The following is a 16021-nucleotide window of genomic DNA, read 5'->3' on the forward strand; positions in this document are numbered from 1 at the left end:
GGAAACGCTCAGCGAGTGAACGTTTCCAGCCACTCGGCATCGATCTCGCCCTCGGCCACGATCACCGCGGGACCGGTCATCTCGATGTCCCCGTCGGGCCGCTCGGTGATCACCAGAGTGCCGCCGGGCACATCGACGGTGTACGTCACGGGGGCGCCGGTCGCCTCCGGGGCGGCACCGTCCCGGCGCGCGGCGGCCACGGCGACGGCACAAGCGCCCGTGCCGCACGACCGGGTCTCGCCGGAACCGCGCTCGTGCACGCGCAGCGCGACATGGCGGGGTCCGCGGTCGACGACGAACTCGACGTTGACCCCGTCCGGGTAGGCGGAGGCCGGGCTGAACGGCGGCGGGGAGTACAGGTCGCCCGCGTGCGCGAGGTCGTCCACGAAGGCCACCGCGTGCGGATTGCCCATGTTCACGTTCCGGGCCGGCCAGCTGCGCTCGCCGACGCTCACCGTGACGTCGCCCTCGGGGAGACGGGCCTTGCCCATGCCGACGGTGATGTCACCGGCGGCGGAGTCGCCACCGGACACGGTCTTGGCGATGTGCACGGTCTTCACGCCCCCGCGCGTGGCGACGGCGAGGTCGCCCTCACCGACGTAGCCGGCGCGCTGGAGGTAGCGCGCGAAGACCCGTACGCCGTTGCCGCACATCTCCGCGATCGAGCCGTCGCCGTTGCGGTAGTCCATGAACCACTCGGCCTCGGCGGCCATGTTCTTCGCCTCGGGGTGCGCCGCGGACCGCACGACGTGCAGCAGGCCGTCACCGCCGATGCCCGCGCGGCGGTCGCACAGCGCGGCGACGGCGGCCGGGGACAGGTCGATGGCGTTCTCCGGGTCCGGGACGATCACGAAGTCGTTCTCGGTGCCGTGACCCTTGAGGAAGGCGATCCGCGTGCTCATTCCTCGATCGTACGGTGCCCCTACGACAGAGCCGAAAAAACGGCCCTCACCGCAGGCGGGCGACTCTCCACACGGCCAGTACGACGATCGCGGCGACGACCAGGACGTACGCCAGCACGACCCGCCAGTCCGGGCCGCGCCCCGAGCCCCGCGGGGGCAGCCCGGGCCACGTGTAACCGACGCGGCGGGCGGCCATCATGCCCCAGCCGGCCGCGCAGGAGCAGATGAGAAGCCCCAGCATGGCGATGACGGCCCCGCTGTCGCCGAAGTCGAAGGCCAGCGGGAAGGCGAACATCAGGGAGCCGACGGCTGCCAGGCCCACGATGGGTGCGAGCTGCCAGATGCGCAGCCGGCGCTGCGGGCGCAGCTCGACCTCGACCTCCGGGCCGCTCGCGTACATCTCCTCGGGCTCGGGACCGTCGTCGGTGACGCCGCCGTCGGTCTCGTCGAGCCCGTCGGGGATCGGACGGTCGCCGTCCGGATTCCGCTCACCCGTGTCAGTGGTGAGGTTCTCGGTGCCTTGTGCGGTGTCGCGAGGGCCGGCCTCCATCGCCACGCGCCCTCCCAACTCGGACTCCACTTGGTCGATCGAAGCTCGATGATGGCACGGCGCCGGAGGCCCGGATGGCGGCCGGAGCGTCCCGATGCCATCACGTGATCAGGCTGTAACCGGTCGTTCGACCAACGCCAGGGCGAGATGCGGAAGTTCTGTGAGATCTGCCGCAGCCCCACTGAGCCAGTGCACCCGCGGGTCGCGCCTGAACCATGAATCCTGGCGGCGCGCGAAGCGCTTGGTGGCACGGACGGTCTCGGCGCGCGCCTCTTCGAGGGTGCACTCCCCGGTGAGCGCCGCGAGCACCTGCTGGTAGCCGAGCGCACGCGAGGCCGTACGCCCCTCGCGCAACCCCTGCGCCTCCAGTGCGCGCACTTCGTCCACCAGCCCGGCGTCCCACATCCGGTCCACCCGGCGCGCGATGCGTTCGTCCAGCTCGGGGCGGGCCACGTCGACGCCGATCTGGACGGTGTCGTAGACCGAGTCGTGGCCGGGGAGGTTGGCGGTGAAGGGCTGGCCGGTGATCTCGATCACTTCGAGGGCGCGGACGATACGGCGGCCGTTGCCGGGCAGGATCGCCCGCGCGGCCTCGGGGTCGGCGGCGGCCAGGCGGGCGTGCAGCGCACCGGAGCCGCGCAGGGCCAGCTCCTCCTCCAGGCGGGCCCTGACCTCGGGGTCGGTGCCGGGGAACTCCAGGTTGTCGACGGCCCCGCGGACGTAGAGTCCCGAGCCGCCGACGAGGACCGGCCAGCGTCCCTCGGCCAGCAGCGCGTCGATCCGCTCGCGCGCGAGCCGCTGGTACTCGGCGACGGACGCCGTGACCGTCACGTCCCAGATGTCCAGGAGGTGGTGCGGAACGCCCGCGCGCTCCTCGGGCGTCAGCTTGGCGGTGCCGATGTCCATCCCTTGGTAGAGCTGCATGGAGTCGGCGTTGACGACCTCGCCGCCCAGTCGCTGGGCCAGGAAGACGCCCAGATCGGACTTTCCGGCCGCGGTGGGTCCGACAACGGCGATGACACGGGGGGCGGAAGGTGCGCTGCTCACCGCCCCAGTCTCGCAAACCTCACGGGGTGGACTCGAACGAGTTACGTGACGGCACATCCGCGAGGTCGTTGCCTGTTGCGAGGTTTTCGCCGCCGGTTTCGTGGAGGCGGCGACCCGGGGGCGCAAACGGACGCACCGGACGACGCGGGATTTCGCCCGCACGAGTAACGTATGGAGTGGATATGGGCGTTTTCGCACGACTTTTCCGGAGGTCGAAGGCCACGGAGACGGCGTCAACCGCCGAGGCACAGGCCGACACACCAACGGCCGAGCCCGCGGCGGAGGAGTCGGCAGAGGCGAAGGGGGCGGCCGGGACGGAGGCCGAGGACTCGGCGAAGCCGGCCGCGGCGGACTCCGTCGACGCCGATGGCGGTGACGGCGACGACGGTGTCGAGATCCCCAAGCAGCAGTCCGCCGACGACGCGGCGGACAGCGAGGCCGGTGAGAGCGCCCGCACGTAACTGCCCCGCGCGGGAAGGTGAACGATGGGTCTGATGGACAATTTGAAAGCCAAACTCGCCCCGGCCAAGGACAAGGTCTCCGACTTCGCGCAGCGGCACGAGGAGCAGGTCCACCACGGTCTCGACAAGGCCGCCAAGGCGGTCGACGACCGGACCAAGGGCAAGTACAGCGACAAGATCCACACGGGCACGGGCAAGGCCAAGGGCGCCATGGGCCGACTCGCGCACAAGGACGACGACACGGCGACCGGCGGTGGCACGCCGCCCTCGGACTCACCCCCGCCGCCCCCGCCGACCACCTGAAACGGCACATCGACGGACGGTCGCGGAGCTTGACGGCTCCCGGCCGTCCGCCGTTTCGTCCGGCCCTCCCCCACCGGTCCGACGACCTCGCAGGGCCTACGACCAGGTCGCGACCAGGTATCCCACCCCGTACGGCGCGTCCTCGTACAGCAGGGCGCCCGACAGGTCGGTCTCCTCGGCGGCGCCGGCGAGGACCTGCCAGGGAGCCCGCCCCGATGCCATCAGCTCGTGGGCGAGTTCGGTGTCCAGCGTCTTGAGCGCGGCCACGTCCGCCTTGCCCAGGGCACGCGCGACGGACGCGTCGAAAGGTGCCGCGCGCTCGTCGAGGTAGCCGGGCGCCTTGAGCGTGCGGCAGGCGCTGGCGTCACCCATCACCAGCAGCGCCACCCGCTCGGCCCGGGCGGCGACTTCCCTTCCGATTTCAATACACCGCTCGGGCGTCAGGGGTTCCCCCACCCCGAGTCCCTCGATCGGGGCATCCGCCCAGCCGGTCCGCTCCAGCAGCCAGGCTGCGACGGCGAGCGACACCGGAAGCGGGCGTGCCGAGGGTTCGGCGGCGTCGGTCCCGGCCCGCCCCAGCCGTACGTCGAGGTCCACTCCGAAGCCGCGGAAGGAACCCCGCGCCCCCTCGGCGTACGCCCCGTGCTCGCGTTCCTCACCGGGGCCCACGACCACCAGCCGGTCCGGCCGGGCGGCCGCGAGCAGGCCCAGCGCGTCCGTGCAGGCGGCGCGCGCGGGATCGAGCTCGGGTGCGGCGCCCGCCGCGAGGTCGGGCACGAGGAGCGGGGGGCAGGGGCAGACAGCGGCGGCGACGAGCATGATCGGCAGGGTAACGCCGTACCGCTGTGGAGGGTCAGTCCTCGATCAGCACGTCGGTCAGGTCGATCAGCGTGAGGACGAGCACGACGAGCGTGCCGTCGCTGATCACGTACTCGACGAAGAGGTTGCGGGAGAGCGCGATCTCCCGCGTCGCCTCGTCGCCCCGGACGGGCTGGGAGAGCTTGTGCCGCGGGTCCGTCACCAGGATGGCCAGGCCTCGCTCCAGCACCTCCCGCCGCTCGGCGGGCAGGCTGTCGCGCACCTGGGCGGCCTCTTCGGTGAACGCGACTCGGTGCGGCAGCATCCGACGCTCCTCTCCGCCCGTCCGTGGCAGGCCGTCAGTCGCAGCCGCTCCCCGCGGCCACCGGCAGCTGCTGCTCCGGGACGCCGATCTTCGGCAGCCCCAGCATCACGCCCGCCGGCTTCGCGGCCTCGGCGGCGTTCCGCTTCTCCCAGGCGTCCCCCGCGCGCGTGCGGCGCACATCGAGGACGGGCCCCTCGGCGAGGAGGTGGTGCGGGGCGGCGTAGGTGACCTCGACGGTGACCACGTCGCCGGGACGGACCTCCTGGTCCGGCTTGGTGAAGTGGACCAGGCGGTTGTCGGGGGCGCGGCCGGACAAGCGGTGCGTGGTGTCGTCCTTGCGGCCCTCGCCCTCGGCGACCATCAGTTCGAAAGTGCGGCCGACCTGCTTTTTGTTCTCCTCCCAGGAGATCTCCTCCTGGAGGGCGACGAGACGCTCGTAGCGCGCCTGGACGACCTTCTTGGGGATCTGGTCCTCCATGGTGGCGGCCGGGGTGCCGGGCCGCTTGGAGTACTGGAAGGTGAAGGCCTGCGCGAACCGGGCCTCCCGCACGACGTGCAGCGTCTGCTCGAAGTCCTCCTCGGTCTCGCCGGGGAAGCCCACGATGATGTCGGTCGTGATGGCCGCGTGCGGGATGGCCGCGCGGACCTTCTCGATGATCCCCAGGTAGCGCTCCTGGCGGTAGGAGCGGCGCATCGCCTTGAGGACCGTGTCCGAGCCGGACTGGAGGGGCATGTGCAGCTGCGGCATGACGTTCGGCGTCTCGGCCATCGCCGCGATCACGTCGTCCGTGAAGTCGCGCGGGTGCGGTGAGGTGAAGCGGACACGCTCCAGGCCGTCGATCTTTCCGCACGCGCGCAGCAGCTTGCTGAACGCCTCGCGGTCGCCGATGTCGGAGCCGTAGGCGTTGACGTTCTGGCCGAGCAGGGTGATCTCGCTGACGCCTTCGCCGACCAGGGCCTCGATCTCGGCGAGGATGTCGCCGGTGCGGCGGTCCTTCTCCTTGCCGCGCAGGGCCGGGACGATGCAGAAGGTGCAGGTGTTGTTGCAGCCGACGGAGATCGACACCCAGGCCGCGTAGGCGCTCTCGCGGCGGGTGGGGAGCGTGGAGGGGAACGCCTCCAGCGACTCGGCGATCTCGACCTGCGCCTCCTCCTGCACCCTGGCGCGCTCCAGCAGGACCGGCAGCTTGCCGATGTTGTGCGTGCCGAAGACGACGTCCACCCAGGGCGCCCGCTTCACGATGGTGTCGCGGTCCTTCTGCGCGAGGCAGCCGCCGACCGCGATCTGCATGCCGGGCCGGGCGGCCTTCTTCGGGGCGAGGTGGCCGAGGTTGCCGTACAGCTTGTTGTCGGCGTTCTCGCGGACCGCGCAGGTGTTGAAGACGACCACGTCCGCGTCGCCGTCCGACCCCTCGGGCGCGCGTACGTAACCGGCGTCTTCGAGCAGCCCGGACAATCGCTCGGAATCGTGGACGTTCATCTGGCACCCGTAGGTGCGGATTTCGTAACTCTTGGATCCCTGAACGTCCACTGCGGAGCTCCGGTCGCTGCTGATGGTCATGGCTCAAGGGTAGGCGCTGCCGGGAGAGCCCGGTCCTGCTCCTGGACGAAGACGACGATCATCCCCCTGGGCCTGCCCTGTTCTCCGCGTAGGTGCGCCGCCGCGATCTCGGTCAGCGGGTGCACGCTGTCGATGACCACCCGGAACGCACCCGACGCGACCAGTGGCGGGACGGCCGCGATCGGTTCGGCGGACGGTGTGCGGCTTCCCGTGGACGTGCGGATGCCGAGGGAGGCGGCTTCGAAGTCGGCGATGGTCAGGACGCGGCGCGGGTCGCCGGTCAGCTCGATGGCGGTGCGGGCGAAGCCCCGGCCCGCGGCGTCGTAGACCGCGTCGACGCCTCGGGGAGCGTGGCGGCGGATGCCGGCCGCGACGCCGTTGCCGTGGGCGACCGGGATCGCGCCCAGCGAGGCCACGTGGCCGTGGTTCGGCGCCGAGGCGGTGCCGATGACCGTGACGCCTCGCGCGGTAAGGAGCTGCACGACGGCGCTGCCCACCACGCCGGCGGCCCCGTGGACCACGACCGTCCAGCCGGGCCGGACCCCGAGGGCACCGAGCCCGCGCGTCCCGGTCTCCAGGGCCACGGGCAGTGCGGCCGCGCTCTCGAACGACACCCCCTCCGGCATGTCGGCGAGTGCCTCGACGCGAGCCGTGCAGTACTGCGCGTAGGCCCCCGATTCGGTGAACCCGACCACGCGGTCCCGACGGACAGGCCGGTCACGCCGGGCCCCAGGGCTTCGACGGTTCCCGCGATCTCCTTGCCGAGGACGGCCGGGAGCGGGGTGGGGAAGACGTCCTCCAGCACGCCGCTCCGGATCTTCCGCTCCAGGCTGTTGACGCCGATGGCGACGGTACGCACGAGAACCTGGCCGCGCGCCGGGACCGGGTCCGCGACTTCGGTCAGCTCGACCTGTTCTCGTCCCCGCGGGTCCGAGCTCGCACGCAGCGGGGGCGAGCTAACGCGCAGGTGGAGTCATGCCCGTCGGACGCTGTGGCCACCCCCTTCCCAGCAGTCAAGGACACCCACCATGACCAGCACCGTTCACTCCCTCTCCCTGGACTCAGGCGACCTCGATGTCACCGTCGAGGGACGGGGTCAGGGCCGGCCCTTCCTGCTGCTGCACGGCGGCGGCGGTCCGCAGACGGTCACGCCGTTCGCCGGACTGCTCGCCGAGCAGCGGCCGGCCAGGGATTCTGCCTCACCCCCGCGGAGCTTCTCTGGGACTTCGCCGACGCCGACCGACCGCACCGCTGAGGCCCGGTGCTCACTGGGCGCGGACGACGTCGGCGGGCGGCATGCGCAGGGCCTGGCGGGTGGGGAGTTCGACGGTGAGGAACGCCGTGACGGTGACCGCGAGGGCGAGCGCCGGGAGCAGCCACACCGGGCCCGCCGGCCATGGGCGGCCGAGGAACCCCTGGCCCAGGAGGGCGAGCGGGACGGCCGACAACAGCACGGCGGCGCCGAGCGCGGTGGCGGCGGTCACCGCTGCCTCGCGGCGCATCATCGCGCGGATCTGACGGGGCGTGGTGCCGTTGAGGCGCAGTGCCGCCATCTCGACCCGGCGCTGGGCGGTGGCCGCGACGAGTTTGTTGGCGATGCTCAGCAGGAGGTAGACCAACAGGACCACCACGGTGGCCAGGTTGATCCACACCTCGGGCGGAGCGTCCTTCAGGTCACCGACGGCCGGCAGGCTCGTCCTCTCCAGAGCCAGCCCGGGGCGCGACGCGGCCAGCTCGGCCAGGCGCCGGTCGGCGGTGGCGGTGCCGTCGGTCCGGACGAGCACGGACTGGTCGAGGCCGCTCGTGGTGTGTCCGGCCGCGAGGTCGTGCGAGAGGACGACCGCGCCGAAGCCGAGGCCACGGGCGTAGACGGCGACCACCCGGGCGTCGACACGTGCGCCGTCGCCGAGGACCAGACGCACCTCGCTGCCCGGTTCCGCGCCGCGGGTGCGCGCGACATCGCTGCTGACGGCGACGGTGGCACCGGTGAGCCGGTCCAGGCTGCCCTCCCGTACGTCGAGGTCGAGGACGCCCGCCGCGTCCGGGGTGAGGATCGTCGCGGGCTCCGCGTCGGCCTGTGGGTCGCCGAACTGCTCGTAGGCCCACACCACGGTGGTGGTCCCGACGGGGGCCGCCGCGCGTACTCCGGGTGTGCGGCGCGCCTCGGGCAGCACGTCGGCGGGCACTCCGCCCAGGCCCGGTGCGCTCATCCGCTGCTGCGCCAGGGTGCCGGCGCGGGTGTCGTCCGCGGTGGCCGCCAGCACGGTGGTCTGGGTGAGCGTGTACGTCAGGACGAACACGACGGCCATGGCCAGGGTGCTGACGATCCCGGCGTTGTGCAGCGCGTAGGCACGGATGTTGGCCATGGCCAGCCAGGTCGGTGCGGACGTACCGGAGCGCGTGCGCCGGGACACCATGGCGCCGACGCCCCGGACCAGCGAGGGGCCGGCCAGCGCCAGTCCGATCGCGCCGAGGATGCCCGCGAGGGAGGTGGCGGTGGCGCCCAGGACGGTGCGGGACAGCAGCGGCACGACCGCCAGCGTGGTCGCGGCGAGGATGATCAGCAGCCCGGCCCGGGTGCGGACCTTCGACGGTTCACGGGGCTCGCTGCGTGACTCGGCGACCGCCTCGGTGGCCGGCATGCGGGAGGTGCGCCAGGCGGCGCCCCGGGCCGACAGCTGGACCGCGACGACCGTGAGGAGGACCGTCGCGACAGCGGGCAGCGGGCCGACGGTCAGGGGCAGTTCGACCGGGATCACGCCACGGTCCGCCAGCAGCCGGCGGAACTGGCCGGCCAGCAGATAGCCCAGCCCCACCCCCGGCAGCAGCGCCACGCCCGCGACGACGGTGGCCTGACCGGCCGCGAGCCGCCGTATCTGCCGGGGTGTCGCCCCGACGGCCCGCATCAGCGCGAGATCGCGGCGCTGCCCGGCGACTGACACGGTCAGCGCGCTCGCCATCACGAACCCGGTGATCAGCAGGATGACCCCGGCGAGCGAACCGGCGAGGAGGATCAGCAGGGAGCGGGACGCGCCGGCGCCGGGCGACACGACGTCTCCCCGGCCCGCACCGGTCGTCACGAGCAGCCCCGTGCCCTCGACCCGCTCCCGGGCCGCCGCGGCCACGTCGTGGGCGGCTCCGGGCTCGGCCCGCAGGCCGATCAGGTCGACGGTCGCGGCGCGCGGGCCCTCACCGGCGGCGCGCCCGGACAGTCGTACGGCGGTCTCGTCCGCGAAGTACATGCCCGCGCCCGGCGATTCGACGACGGCGGTGACGCGGTAGCCCGTGGCGGGGCGGCCGTTCGCCACGACCCGGACCCGGTCGCCCAGGCCGATGCCGGTTCCCTCGGGCACGGCGACCTCGCCCGCGCCCGACGGCGCGCGGCCCTGGACGCGCGGGTCCGCCAGCAGCTTCGTCGAGGACCAGCCGTGTCCCGCCGTCCGGGGGTCGTCGTCGGTGGTGACGACCCGGCCCCGGGCGTCGACGAGCGCGGCGGGGAACCCGATGTCGCCCACCACGGCGGTGACGCCGGGCAGCCCGGCCAGCCGGTCGACCAGGCCGGCCGGGACCGTACGACGCTCAGGAAGCGCGATGGGCAGGTCCTCGGCGGCGTGGAACTCCTGGTCGGCGGCGACGACCACGGCCGCGCCGGCGAGTCGGCCGGCCGGCAGCTGGGAGCGCAGCCCGGACTCGGCCAGGACGCCGGTGCCGGTGATCAGGGCGGCCCCGCCCAGCACGGCGCATGCCACGGCGATCAGTGCGGTGATCCGCTGTCCTGCCATGAGTATCGCGAGACGGAACACGGCTCACACCCCTCCCAACGCGACGAGACGGTCGGCGAGTTCCGGGGCGGTGGGCGTGTCGAGTGCCTCGACCACGCGGCCGTCGGCCATCACCAGCACCCGGTGGGCGCGGGCCGCGGCGGCCGGATCGTGGGTGACCATGACCACGGTCTGGTGCAGCTCGGTCACGAGGTCCCGGAGCAGGTCGAGGACCTCGTGGGCGCTGCGCAGATCGAGCGCGCCGGTGGGCTCGTCGGCGAAGACGACGGCCGGCCTGGCCACCAAGGCCCGGACCACCGCGGCCCGTTGCTGCTGGCCGCCGGAGAGCTCGGCCGGCCGGTGGGCCAGCCGATCGGCCAGCCCCACCCGCCCCACCAGCGTCCGCAGCCACTCGTGGTCGGGGGCTCGCCCGGCCAGTCGCAGCGGCAGGGTGATGTTGTCCTCGATGGTGAGCGACGGGATCAGGTTGTACGACTGGAACACGAAACCGACGCGTTCGCGGCGCAGTTCGGTACGCCGCGTCTCGTTCAGTCCGGCGATCTCCCGGCCGTCGATCCGGATGCTCCCCGAGGTCGGCGAGTCCAGCCCGGCGGCGCAGTGCATCAGCGTGCTCTTACCGGAACCCGAAGGGCCCATCACGGCGAGAAAGGTGCCGCGTTCCACGGTCAGCGACACGTCGTCGAGAGCGCGGACGCCCCCCGGGTAGGTCTTGGCCACACGGTCCAGCGCGATGGCCGGCGTCTCGCGCGCGGTGGTCGTCTCGGCGGTGGCGGTACTCATCGCCGTCCTCGCAGACCGCGTACGACGAGGGTGCCCGCGGCGAGCACGGTGACCATGCCGCAGACGAGGTGGATCCAGGTGTCGGCGCTGCCGTAGGAGGCGGCCATGTTGGCGACCGCGCTGATCACGACCGTGGCCCACAGCAGCGTACGGGCGATGTCCCAGCCGGTGACGGCGGGTGACGACGCGCCGTGCGAGCCGTCGGCGGCCGAAAGTCGGTAGGGGTCCACGCCCGTCGGAGTCGGCGTGGGGTCGGCGGGCTTCGTCATGGGTTTCCTCTGCTCGGTTCCGCTGCGGCTGTCCGGTACCGAAGCTATGGACCGGGCCCCCTCCGGGCCGATCCCGCAGTCCGCCCGACTCGGGGTACAGCAGGCTGTACCTTCCGCCTCCGCGACTGCCGGTGTACGGGCCCTGCGCATAAGGTCGTTCGGGACGAGGGGAGGGCGCATGGCCATTCCGAGCGCCGCGTCCGGTGACCGGGGTACGGATGCCGGGCTGAAGGACGTCGTCGTGCGCACCACCGGCGCCGCGGGCGCCGCGATCGGTCAGCTCGCCTCGGGTCTCGCCACGGCTGCGGCGGCCGTACTCGTGCTGGTCTGGGGTGCCGTCGCCGTCGTGACGAGCCTGGTCGGGGTCGGACTGCTGATGGCACCCGCCGTACTGCGCGCGCTGCACGCCCTGGCCCGCCGGGAACGGCAACGGCTCGGGCGCTGGGGGCCCGAGGTCGTCGCCCCGGATCCGCCGCCCGTCCGGCTGCGGCTCGCGCTGGTCGATCCCACCACCCGACGCGAGCTGCGCTGGCTGGTCCGGCACGCCACGCTGGGGTTGGCGCTGGGACTGCTCGGTGTCTATCTGCCGGTCTCCGCCGTGCGCGACAGCACGTTCCCGCTGTGGTGGCGGCTCGCCCCCGGGGACGCGACCAGCACGTCACTGGGATTCGGCACCGCGCACTCCTGGCCGGACGCTTTCGCCGTACTTCTGCTCGGCGTGGGGTGGATCGCCATCATCCTGGGTCTCACGCCGGGCATGGCCCGGCTCCAGGCCGAGCCGGGCCGACGGCTCCTCGCCGCGGGTCCGGACACCGACCTGTCCCTGCGCGTCGCCGAACTGACGGCCACTCGCGCCGCCGCGCTGGACGCGCACGCCACCGAGCTGCGCCGCATCGAGCGGTCGCTGCACGACGGCACCCAGAACCGGCTCGTCACGGTCACCGTCCTGCTGGGCGCCGCCCGCCGCATGGCGGCCCGCGATCCGGCCGGCGCCGACGAGATCCTCGAACGCGCCCAGTCCGCCGCCGAACAGGCCCTGGCCGAACTGCGCACGGTCTCGCGGAGCATCCTGCCGCCGGTGCTGGCCGACCGCGGCCTGGCGGGCGCGCTGTCCGGCCTGGCCGCCAACTGCGCGGTGCCCTGCCATGTCGAGGTCGACGTGCCCGAACGCTGTGCCGCCTCCGTAGAGGCGACCGCCTACTTCGTCGTGGCCGAGGCTCTGACGAACATCGCCAAGCACAGCGGCGCCGGGGCGGCCACGGTGACGGTGAACGGCAGAGGCGGCCGGCTGCGGCTGCGGATCGAGGACGACGGCCGGGGCGGGGCGGACGAGGACGGCGGCTCCGGACTCACCGGGATCCGCCGCCGGGTCGCGGCCCACGACGGTACGCTCCGCGTGACCAGCCCGGTGGGCGGCCCGACCAGCCTTGAGGTCGATCTTCCCTGTGGCTCCTGACAGTCGGACCGTCACGCGCGAGTCGGGACACGGGGACCGGGACATGGGGACGGGACAGACGGATCAGGACACGTGGATCGTGATATGCGGATCGTGATAGCCGAGGACGACCCCCTGCTGCGCGAGGGCCTCGCCCTGCTGCTGCGCGCGGAGGCCCTGGAGGTGGCGGCCACCGCGGGCACCGCCGAGGAGGCGCTGGAGGCCATCGACGCGCACCGGCCCGACGTCGCCATCCTCGACGTACGCATGCCGCCCACCCACACCGACGAAGGCATCCGCGCGGCCGTCGAGGCCCGGCGCCGCCGACCCGACCTCGCGGTGCTGGTGCTGTCCGCCTACGTGGAGCAGAGCTTCGCGACCGAGCTGCTCACCGGGGGTGTGGGCGGCCTGGGCTATCTCCTCAAGGAACGGGTGGGCCGGGTCGGCGAGTTCCTGGACGCCCTGCACCGGGTGGCGGACGGCGGGACCGCCATCGACCCGGAGGTCGTCGCCCAGTTGTTCACCCGCTCTCGCCAGGACACCCGTCTGGAACGGCTCAGCCCGCGCGAGCGGGACGTACTGGCACTGATGGCCGAGGGGCTGGGCAACACGGCCATCGCGGAACGGCTCGTCGTCACCGACGGGGCCGTCCACAAGCACATCCGCAGCATCTTCGCCAAGCTCGACCTGTCGCCGACCGACCAGGTGGACCGGCGGGTCGCGGCCGTCCTGCGCTATCTGGAGAGCACGCCGGGCAACGGGAGCCAGGTACAGCAGGCTGTACCCAGGACCGGCCCGCAGGCGTGATCGTGAACCGCGTCTCTCCTTCCTAGGTTGGTGACCGCACCGCACACCGCGACGCACTCACCAACCGCCAAGGAGAGACAGCGACATGACGTACCGTCAACGCCACATCACGGCCCCGGCACTGGTGGCGACGCTGGCCGCCCTCGGCCTCGGCGTCACGACGACCGCCGCGGACGCCACCACGACCCCCCGGCACCACCGGCTCCAGGACGGCGTGAACGCCATCCAGAAGACCGGAACCGTCGGCGTCGTCGCCCGGTCGACGGGCCCGTACGGCAGCCGTGTCGCCACCGCGGGGGTCGCGGACACCACCACCGGCGAGGCGGTGCGCGCCGGCGACCGCTTCCGGATCGCCAGTTCCACCAAGACGTTCGTGGCGACGGCACTGCTGCAACTCGTCGATGAGGGACGCGTCTCGCTGGACGACACGGTCGAGCAGTGGCTGCCCGGAGTGGTGTCCGGCAACGGCAACGACGGCAGCCGGATCACCGTACGGCAGCTGCTGAACCACACCAGTGGCCTGTTCAACTACACCGCGGACTTCCCGGTGATCAACAGCGTGGAGGGCTTCCAGGCCGACCGCTACACCACTTGGACCCCGCGGCAGCTGGTGGGCATCGCCATGCGGCACGCACCGGACTTCGCGCCCGGCACCAAGTGGGCGTACTCGAACACCAACTACACCCTCGCCGGAATGATCATCGAGAAGGTCACCGGGCGCACCTGGCAGCAGCAGGTCACTCAGCGCATCATCCGGCCGTTGGGCCTGCGCCACACCCTCGCTCCCGACACCGAGGCCCGCATTCCCGGCCGGCATCTGCACGGCTACTCCAACTTCGGCGAGTCCGGCCCGACCATCGACGTCACCGACTTCAACCCGACCGCCGCGGGGGCCGCCGGTGCCATGATCAGTACGACGGCCGACCTCAGCCGCTTCTTCTCGGCGCTGCTGGGCGGACGGCTGCTGCACCCCGCCCAGCTGGCCGAGATGAAGACGACCGTACGGGCCGCCGAACTGGACCCCGTGTGGCCCGGCGCCCGCTACGGCCTGGGCCTCATGGAGATCCCGCTGACCTGCGGCGGCGTCTACTACGGCCACGCCGGCGACCTGGCGGGCTACACCACCCGGGACGGCGTCAGCGCCGACGGCCGGCGAGTCGTGGTCGTGGAGGCGACCGGCGACGGAGCGGCCGACCTGTCCACGGAGCAGGCGCAGAACGGGGTCATCGACAGGGAGCTCTGTTCACCCGCCGGCAAGTAGACCCGCCCTCCGGGACGGACCGGCGATCCCGGCCGGTCAGACCCCTTCGGCCGCCCACCCCTGTCCGCGCAGCACGGCCGACACGTCCGGGGCCTGGTAGTGCTCGCCCTTGAGGACCTTGCCGTCGGCGCGGCGGGCGACCTGGCCGTCGGGGCCCAGCTTGGTCATGTTGGAACGGTGGATCTCGGCCAGCACGGCGTCGAGGTCGATGCCGTGCACCAGGGCCGTGCCGTAGGCGACATAGACGACGTCCGCCAGCTCGTGCGCGAGTCTGTCCAGCGGGCCGGTGACGGAGACCTCGGCGACCTCCGCGGCCTCCTCGGCGAGCAGCTCCCCCCGGTGCGCGGCGAGTGCCGGAGAGACCTCCGTCGGCGTGCTGCGGGTGTCGAGCCCGAAGGCACGGTGGAACTCACGGACCAGGTCGGCGGGAGAGGCACTCATACGGCGACTGTAGCGGCGGGGTACGACAGTCCCGATCACGGCCCTGCCCGGCTCCGGCGCCCGCCCCGTGTGACCTCGGCCCTGGTCAGCACCGCGCACCGGCTGGCAGGATCGCCGCATGTCCAAGGCACTCACCCACATCAGCAGGCGCCGGGCCCTCCAGGGCTCGGCCGCCGGGGTCGTGGCCCTCGGGTTGCTGCTGTGGTGGCTGATGCCCCTGGGGGAGGACCCGCCCAGCGGGACGATCACCTTCAGCACCGGCACGCGCGCGGGTGTCTACCAGGAGTACGGCGAGCTCCTGCGCAACGAGCTGGCCAGGGACATGCCGCAGCTGAAGGTACGGCTGCTGACGAGCGCCGGGTCGCAGGAGAACGTGGAACGGGTGGCGACCGGCAAGGCCGACTTCACGATCGCCGCCGCCGACGCGGTGGACACGTACCGGACGGGCGGCAGGCCCGCCACCGACCGGCTGCGCGGTGTCGCCCGGCTGTACGACGACTACGTACAGCTCGTGGTGCCGCCGGACTCGGACATCCGTTCCGTCGCGGACCTCAAGGGCAAGCGAGTGGCCATAGGGCTGCCCAACTCCGGCGTACGGCTGATCGCCACCCGCGTCCTGGAGGCCGCCGGCATCGACCCGGAGAAGGACATCACGCCGAGGGCGGACGGCATCGACACCGGGCCCAAGCGGCTCGGGCACGAGCTGGACGCGTTCTTCTGGTCGGGCGGCGTGCCGACGGACGGGCTGGAGAAGATCGCCGAGTCCTCCGCGTTCCGGTTCGTGCCGATCGACTCCGCCCTCGTCGCCAAGGTGCACGCCCAGGGCGACACGGCTCACTTCTACCGCGCGACCAACATGCCGGAGTCGGCGTATCCCACCGTCCAGAACGGCGACACGGTCCCGACGATCGCCGTCTCCAACTTGTTGATCACCCGCAAGGACATGGACCCCCGTCTCACCGAATGGCTCACCCGTACGGTGATCAAGAGCCGCGACGGCATCGGCGCCCACGTCCACTCGGCCCAGCTCGTGGATCTGCGTACGGCGATCTACACCGACCCGCTGACCCTGCACGACGGCGCCCGGCGCTACTACCGCTCGGTCAAGCCCTAGGACCTGTCGTTTGGATCATGCCGGCGTCGCGGGGTCTGGCACGCACATCTGCCGCGTTGTCGTCACTCGCCGACGCTCCGCGTCGACTCCCTCCTCCGCCTTGCAGCTGCACGCACCAGACCCCGCTCGGCTCGGCCGACAGGCGCAGTTCCTCTCAGCCGACCTGATCCAAACGACAGGCCCTA

General features: G+C 72.5%; 17 protein-coding genes and 1 pseudogene. 6 read left to right on the forward strand and 12 right to left on the reverse strand.

Annotated features, from left to right (window positions below; translation table 11 throughout):
- Window positions 1–8 precede the first annotated feature (8 nt).
- The 3 genes from dapF to miaA all read right to left on the reverse strand — a co-directional run bounded on the left by dapF (window position 9) and on the right by miaA (window position 2499).
- On the reverse strand, window positions 9–902 hold the full coding sequence (dapF, locus tag ACIQWG_RS39555) for a diaminopimelate epimerase (RefSeq protein WP_404105602.1): 894 nt from the start codon (window positions 900–902) through the stop codon (window positions 9–11).
- A gap of 46 nt (window positions 903–948) precedes the next feature.
- Window positions 949–1452, reverse strand: coding sequence for a hypothetical protein (locus ACIQWG_RS39560; RefSeq protein ID WP_404105733.1), 504 nt, complete (start codon window positions 1450–1452; stop codon window positions 949–951).
- Between the two features lie 108 nt (window positions 1453–1560).
- Complete coding sequence (gene miaA / locus ACIQWG_RS39565; RefSeq protein ID WP_404105605.1) at window positions 1561–2499, reverse strand: tRNA (adenosine(37)-N6)-dimethylallyltransferase MiaA; 939 nt, start codon at window positions 2497–2499, stop codon at window positions 1561–1563.
- 182 nt (window positions 2500–2681) lie between these two features.
- Here miaA and ACIQWG_RS39570 point away from each other — a divergent pair, with 182 nt between their 5' ends.
- Window positions 2682–2960, forward strand: coding sequence for a hypothetical protein (locus ACIQWG_RS39570; protein ID WP_404105608.1), 279 nt, complete (start codon window positions 2682–2684; stop codon window positions 2958–2960).
- Between the two features lie 24 nt (window positions 2961–2984).
- A complete protein-coding gene (locus ACIQWG_RS39575) occupies window positions 2985–3263 on the forward strand; it encodes an antitoxin (RefSeq protein WP_404105611.1) in 279 nt (92 codons plus the stop codon).
- Window positions 3264–3359: 96 nt separating this feature from the next.
- Here the strand turns inward: ACIQWG_RS39575 and ACIQWG_RS39580 are convergent, their stop codons facing one another.
- From ACIQWG_RS39580 to ACIQWG_RS39615, 8 genes and pseudogenes are all read right to left on the reverse strand, one after another.
- Complete coding sequence (locus ACIQWG_RS39580) at window positions 3360–4082, reverse strand: class III extradiol dioxygenase subunit B-like domain-containing protein (protein WP_404105614.1); 723 nt, start codon at window positions 4080–4082, stop codon at window positions 3360–3362.
- A gap of 34 nt (window positions 4083–4116) precedes the next feature.
- Window positions 4117–4386 (reverse strand): hypothetical protein, encoded by a 270-nt coding sequence (locus ACIQWG_RS39585; protein WP_404105616.1) that lies wholly within the window; start codon window positions 4384–4386, stop codon window positions 4117–4119.
- A 34-nt stretch (window positions 4387–4420) separates the two neighbouring features.
- The gene (gene miaB / locus ACIQWG_RS39590) at window positions 4421–5947 is read right to left on the reverse strand and encodes a tRNA (N6-isopentenyl adenosine(37)-C2)-methylthiotransferase MiaB (protein ID WP_404105619.1); all 1527 of its coding nucleotides are present in this window, start codon (window positions 5945–5947) and stop codon (window positions 4421–4423) included.
- Complete coding sequence (locus ACIQWG_RS39595; protein WP_404105622.1) at window positions 5944–6642, reverse strand: zinc-binding dehydrogenase; 699 nt, start codon at window positions 6640–6642, stop codon at window positions 5944–5946. Before ACIQWG_RS39595 ends, miaB begins: the two co-directional genes overlap by 4 nt.
- A 59-nt stretch (window positions 6643–6701) precedes the next feature.
- Window positions 6702–6806 (reverse strand): annotated as a pseudogene (locus ACIQWG_RS39600) (NADP-dependent oxidoreductase); the annotation flags it as partial.
- Window positions 6807–7212: 406 nt separating this feature from the next.
- The gene (locus tag ACIQWG_RS39605) at window positions 7213–9729 is read right to left on the reverse strand and encodes an FtsX-like permease family protein (RefSeq protein ID WP_404105625.1); all 2517 of its coding nucleotides are present in this window, start codon (window positions 9727–9729) and stop codon (window positions 7213–7215) included.
- 24 nt (window positions 9730–9753) lie between these two features.
- Entirely contained in the window at window positions 9754–10509 is a 756-nt protein-coding gene (locus ACIQWG_RS39610) for an ABC transporter ATP-binding protein (protein WP_404105628.1), read from the reverse strand.
- The gene (locus ACIQWG_RS39615; protein ID WP_404105631.1) at window positions 10506–10778 is read right to left on the reverse strand and encodes a hypothetical protein; all 273 of its coding nucleotides are present in this window, start codon (window positions 10776–10778) and stop codon (window positions 10506–10508) included. Before ACIQWG_RS39615 ends, ACIQWG_RS39610 begins: the two co-directional genes overlap by 4 nt.
- 178 nt (window positions 10779–10956) lie before the next feature.
- Here ACIQWG_RS39615 and ACIQWG_RS39620 point away from each other — a divergent pair, with 178 nt between their 5' ends.
- The 3 genes from ACIQWG_RS39620 to ACIQWG_RS39630 all read left to right on the forward strand — a co-directional run bounded on the left by ACIQWG_RS39620 (window position 10957) and on the right by ACIQWG_RS39630 (window position 14281).
- Entirely contained in the window at window positions 10957–12234 is a 1278-nt protein-coding gene (locus ACIQWG_RS39620; protein ID WP_404105634.1) for a sensor histidine kinase, read from the forward strand.
- An 84-nt stretch (window positions 12235–12318) separates the two neighbouring features.
- The gene (locus ACIQWG_RS39625) at window positions 12319–13020 is read left to right on the forward strand and encodes a DNA-binding response regulator (RefSeq protein WP_404105637.1); all 702 of its coding nucleotides are present in this window, start codon (window positions 12319–12321) and stop codon (window positions 13018–13020) included.
- An 85-nt stretch (window positions 13021–13105) separates the two neighbouring features.
- Window positions 13106–14281 carry a serine hydrolase domain-containing protein gene (locus tag ACIQWG_RS39630; RefSeq protein WP_404105640.1) on the forward strand — a complete coding sequence of 392 codons (1176 nt, stop codon included), beginning with the start codon at window positions 13106–13108 and terminating at the stop codon, window positions 14279–14281.
- A gap of 36 nt (window positions 14282–14317) precedes the next feature.
- Here the strand turns inward: ACIQWG_RS39630 and ACIQWG_RS39635 are convergent, their stop codons facing one another.
- Window positions 14318–14722 carry a MazG nucleotide pyrophosphohydrolase domain-containing protein gene (locus ACIQWG_RS39635; protein WP_404105642.1) on the reverse strand — a complete coding sequence of 135 codons (405 nt, stop codon included), beginning with the start codon at window positions 14720–14722 and terminating at the stop codon, window positions 14318–14320.
- A gap of 118 nt (window positions 14723–14840) precedes the next feature.
- Here ACIQWG_RS39635 and ACIQWG_RS39640 point away from each other — a divergent pair, with 118 nt between their 5' ends.
- On the forward strand, window positions 14841–15836 hold the full coding sequence (locus tag ACIQWG_RS39640; RefSeq protein WP_404105645.1) for a TAXI family TRAP transporter solute-binding subunit: 996 nt from the start codon (window positions 14841–14843) through the stop codon (window positions 15834–15836).
- Window positions 15837–16021 lie beyond the last annotated feature (185 nt).

It is taken from the genome of Streptomyces sp. NPDC098781 (genome assembly GCF_044759995.1).
Classification (GTDB): Bacteria; Actinomycetota; Actinomycetes; order Streptomycetales; family Streptomycetaceae; genus Streptomyces.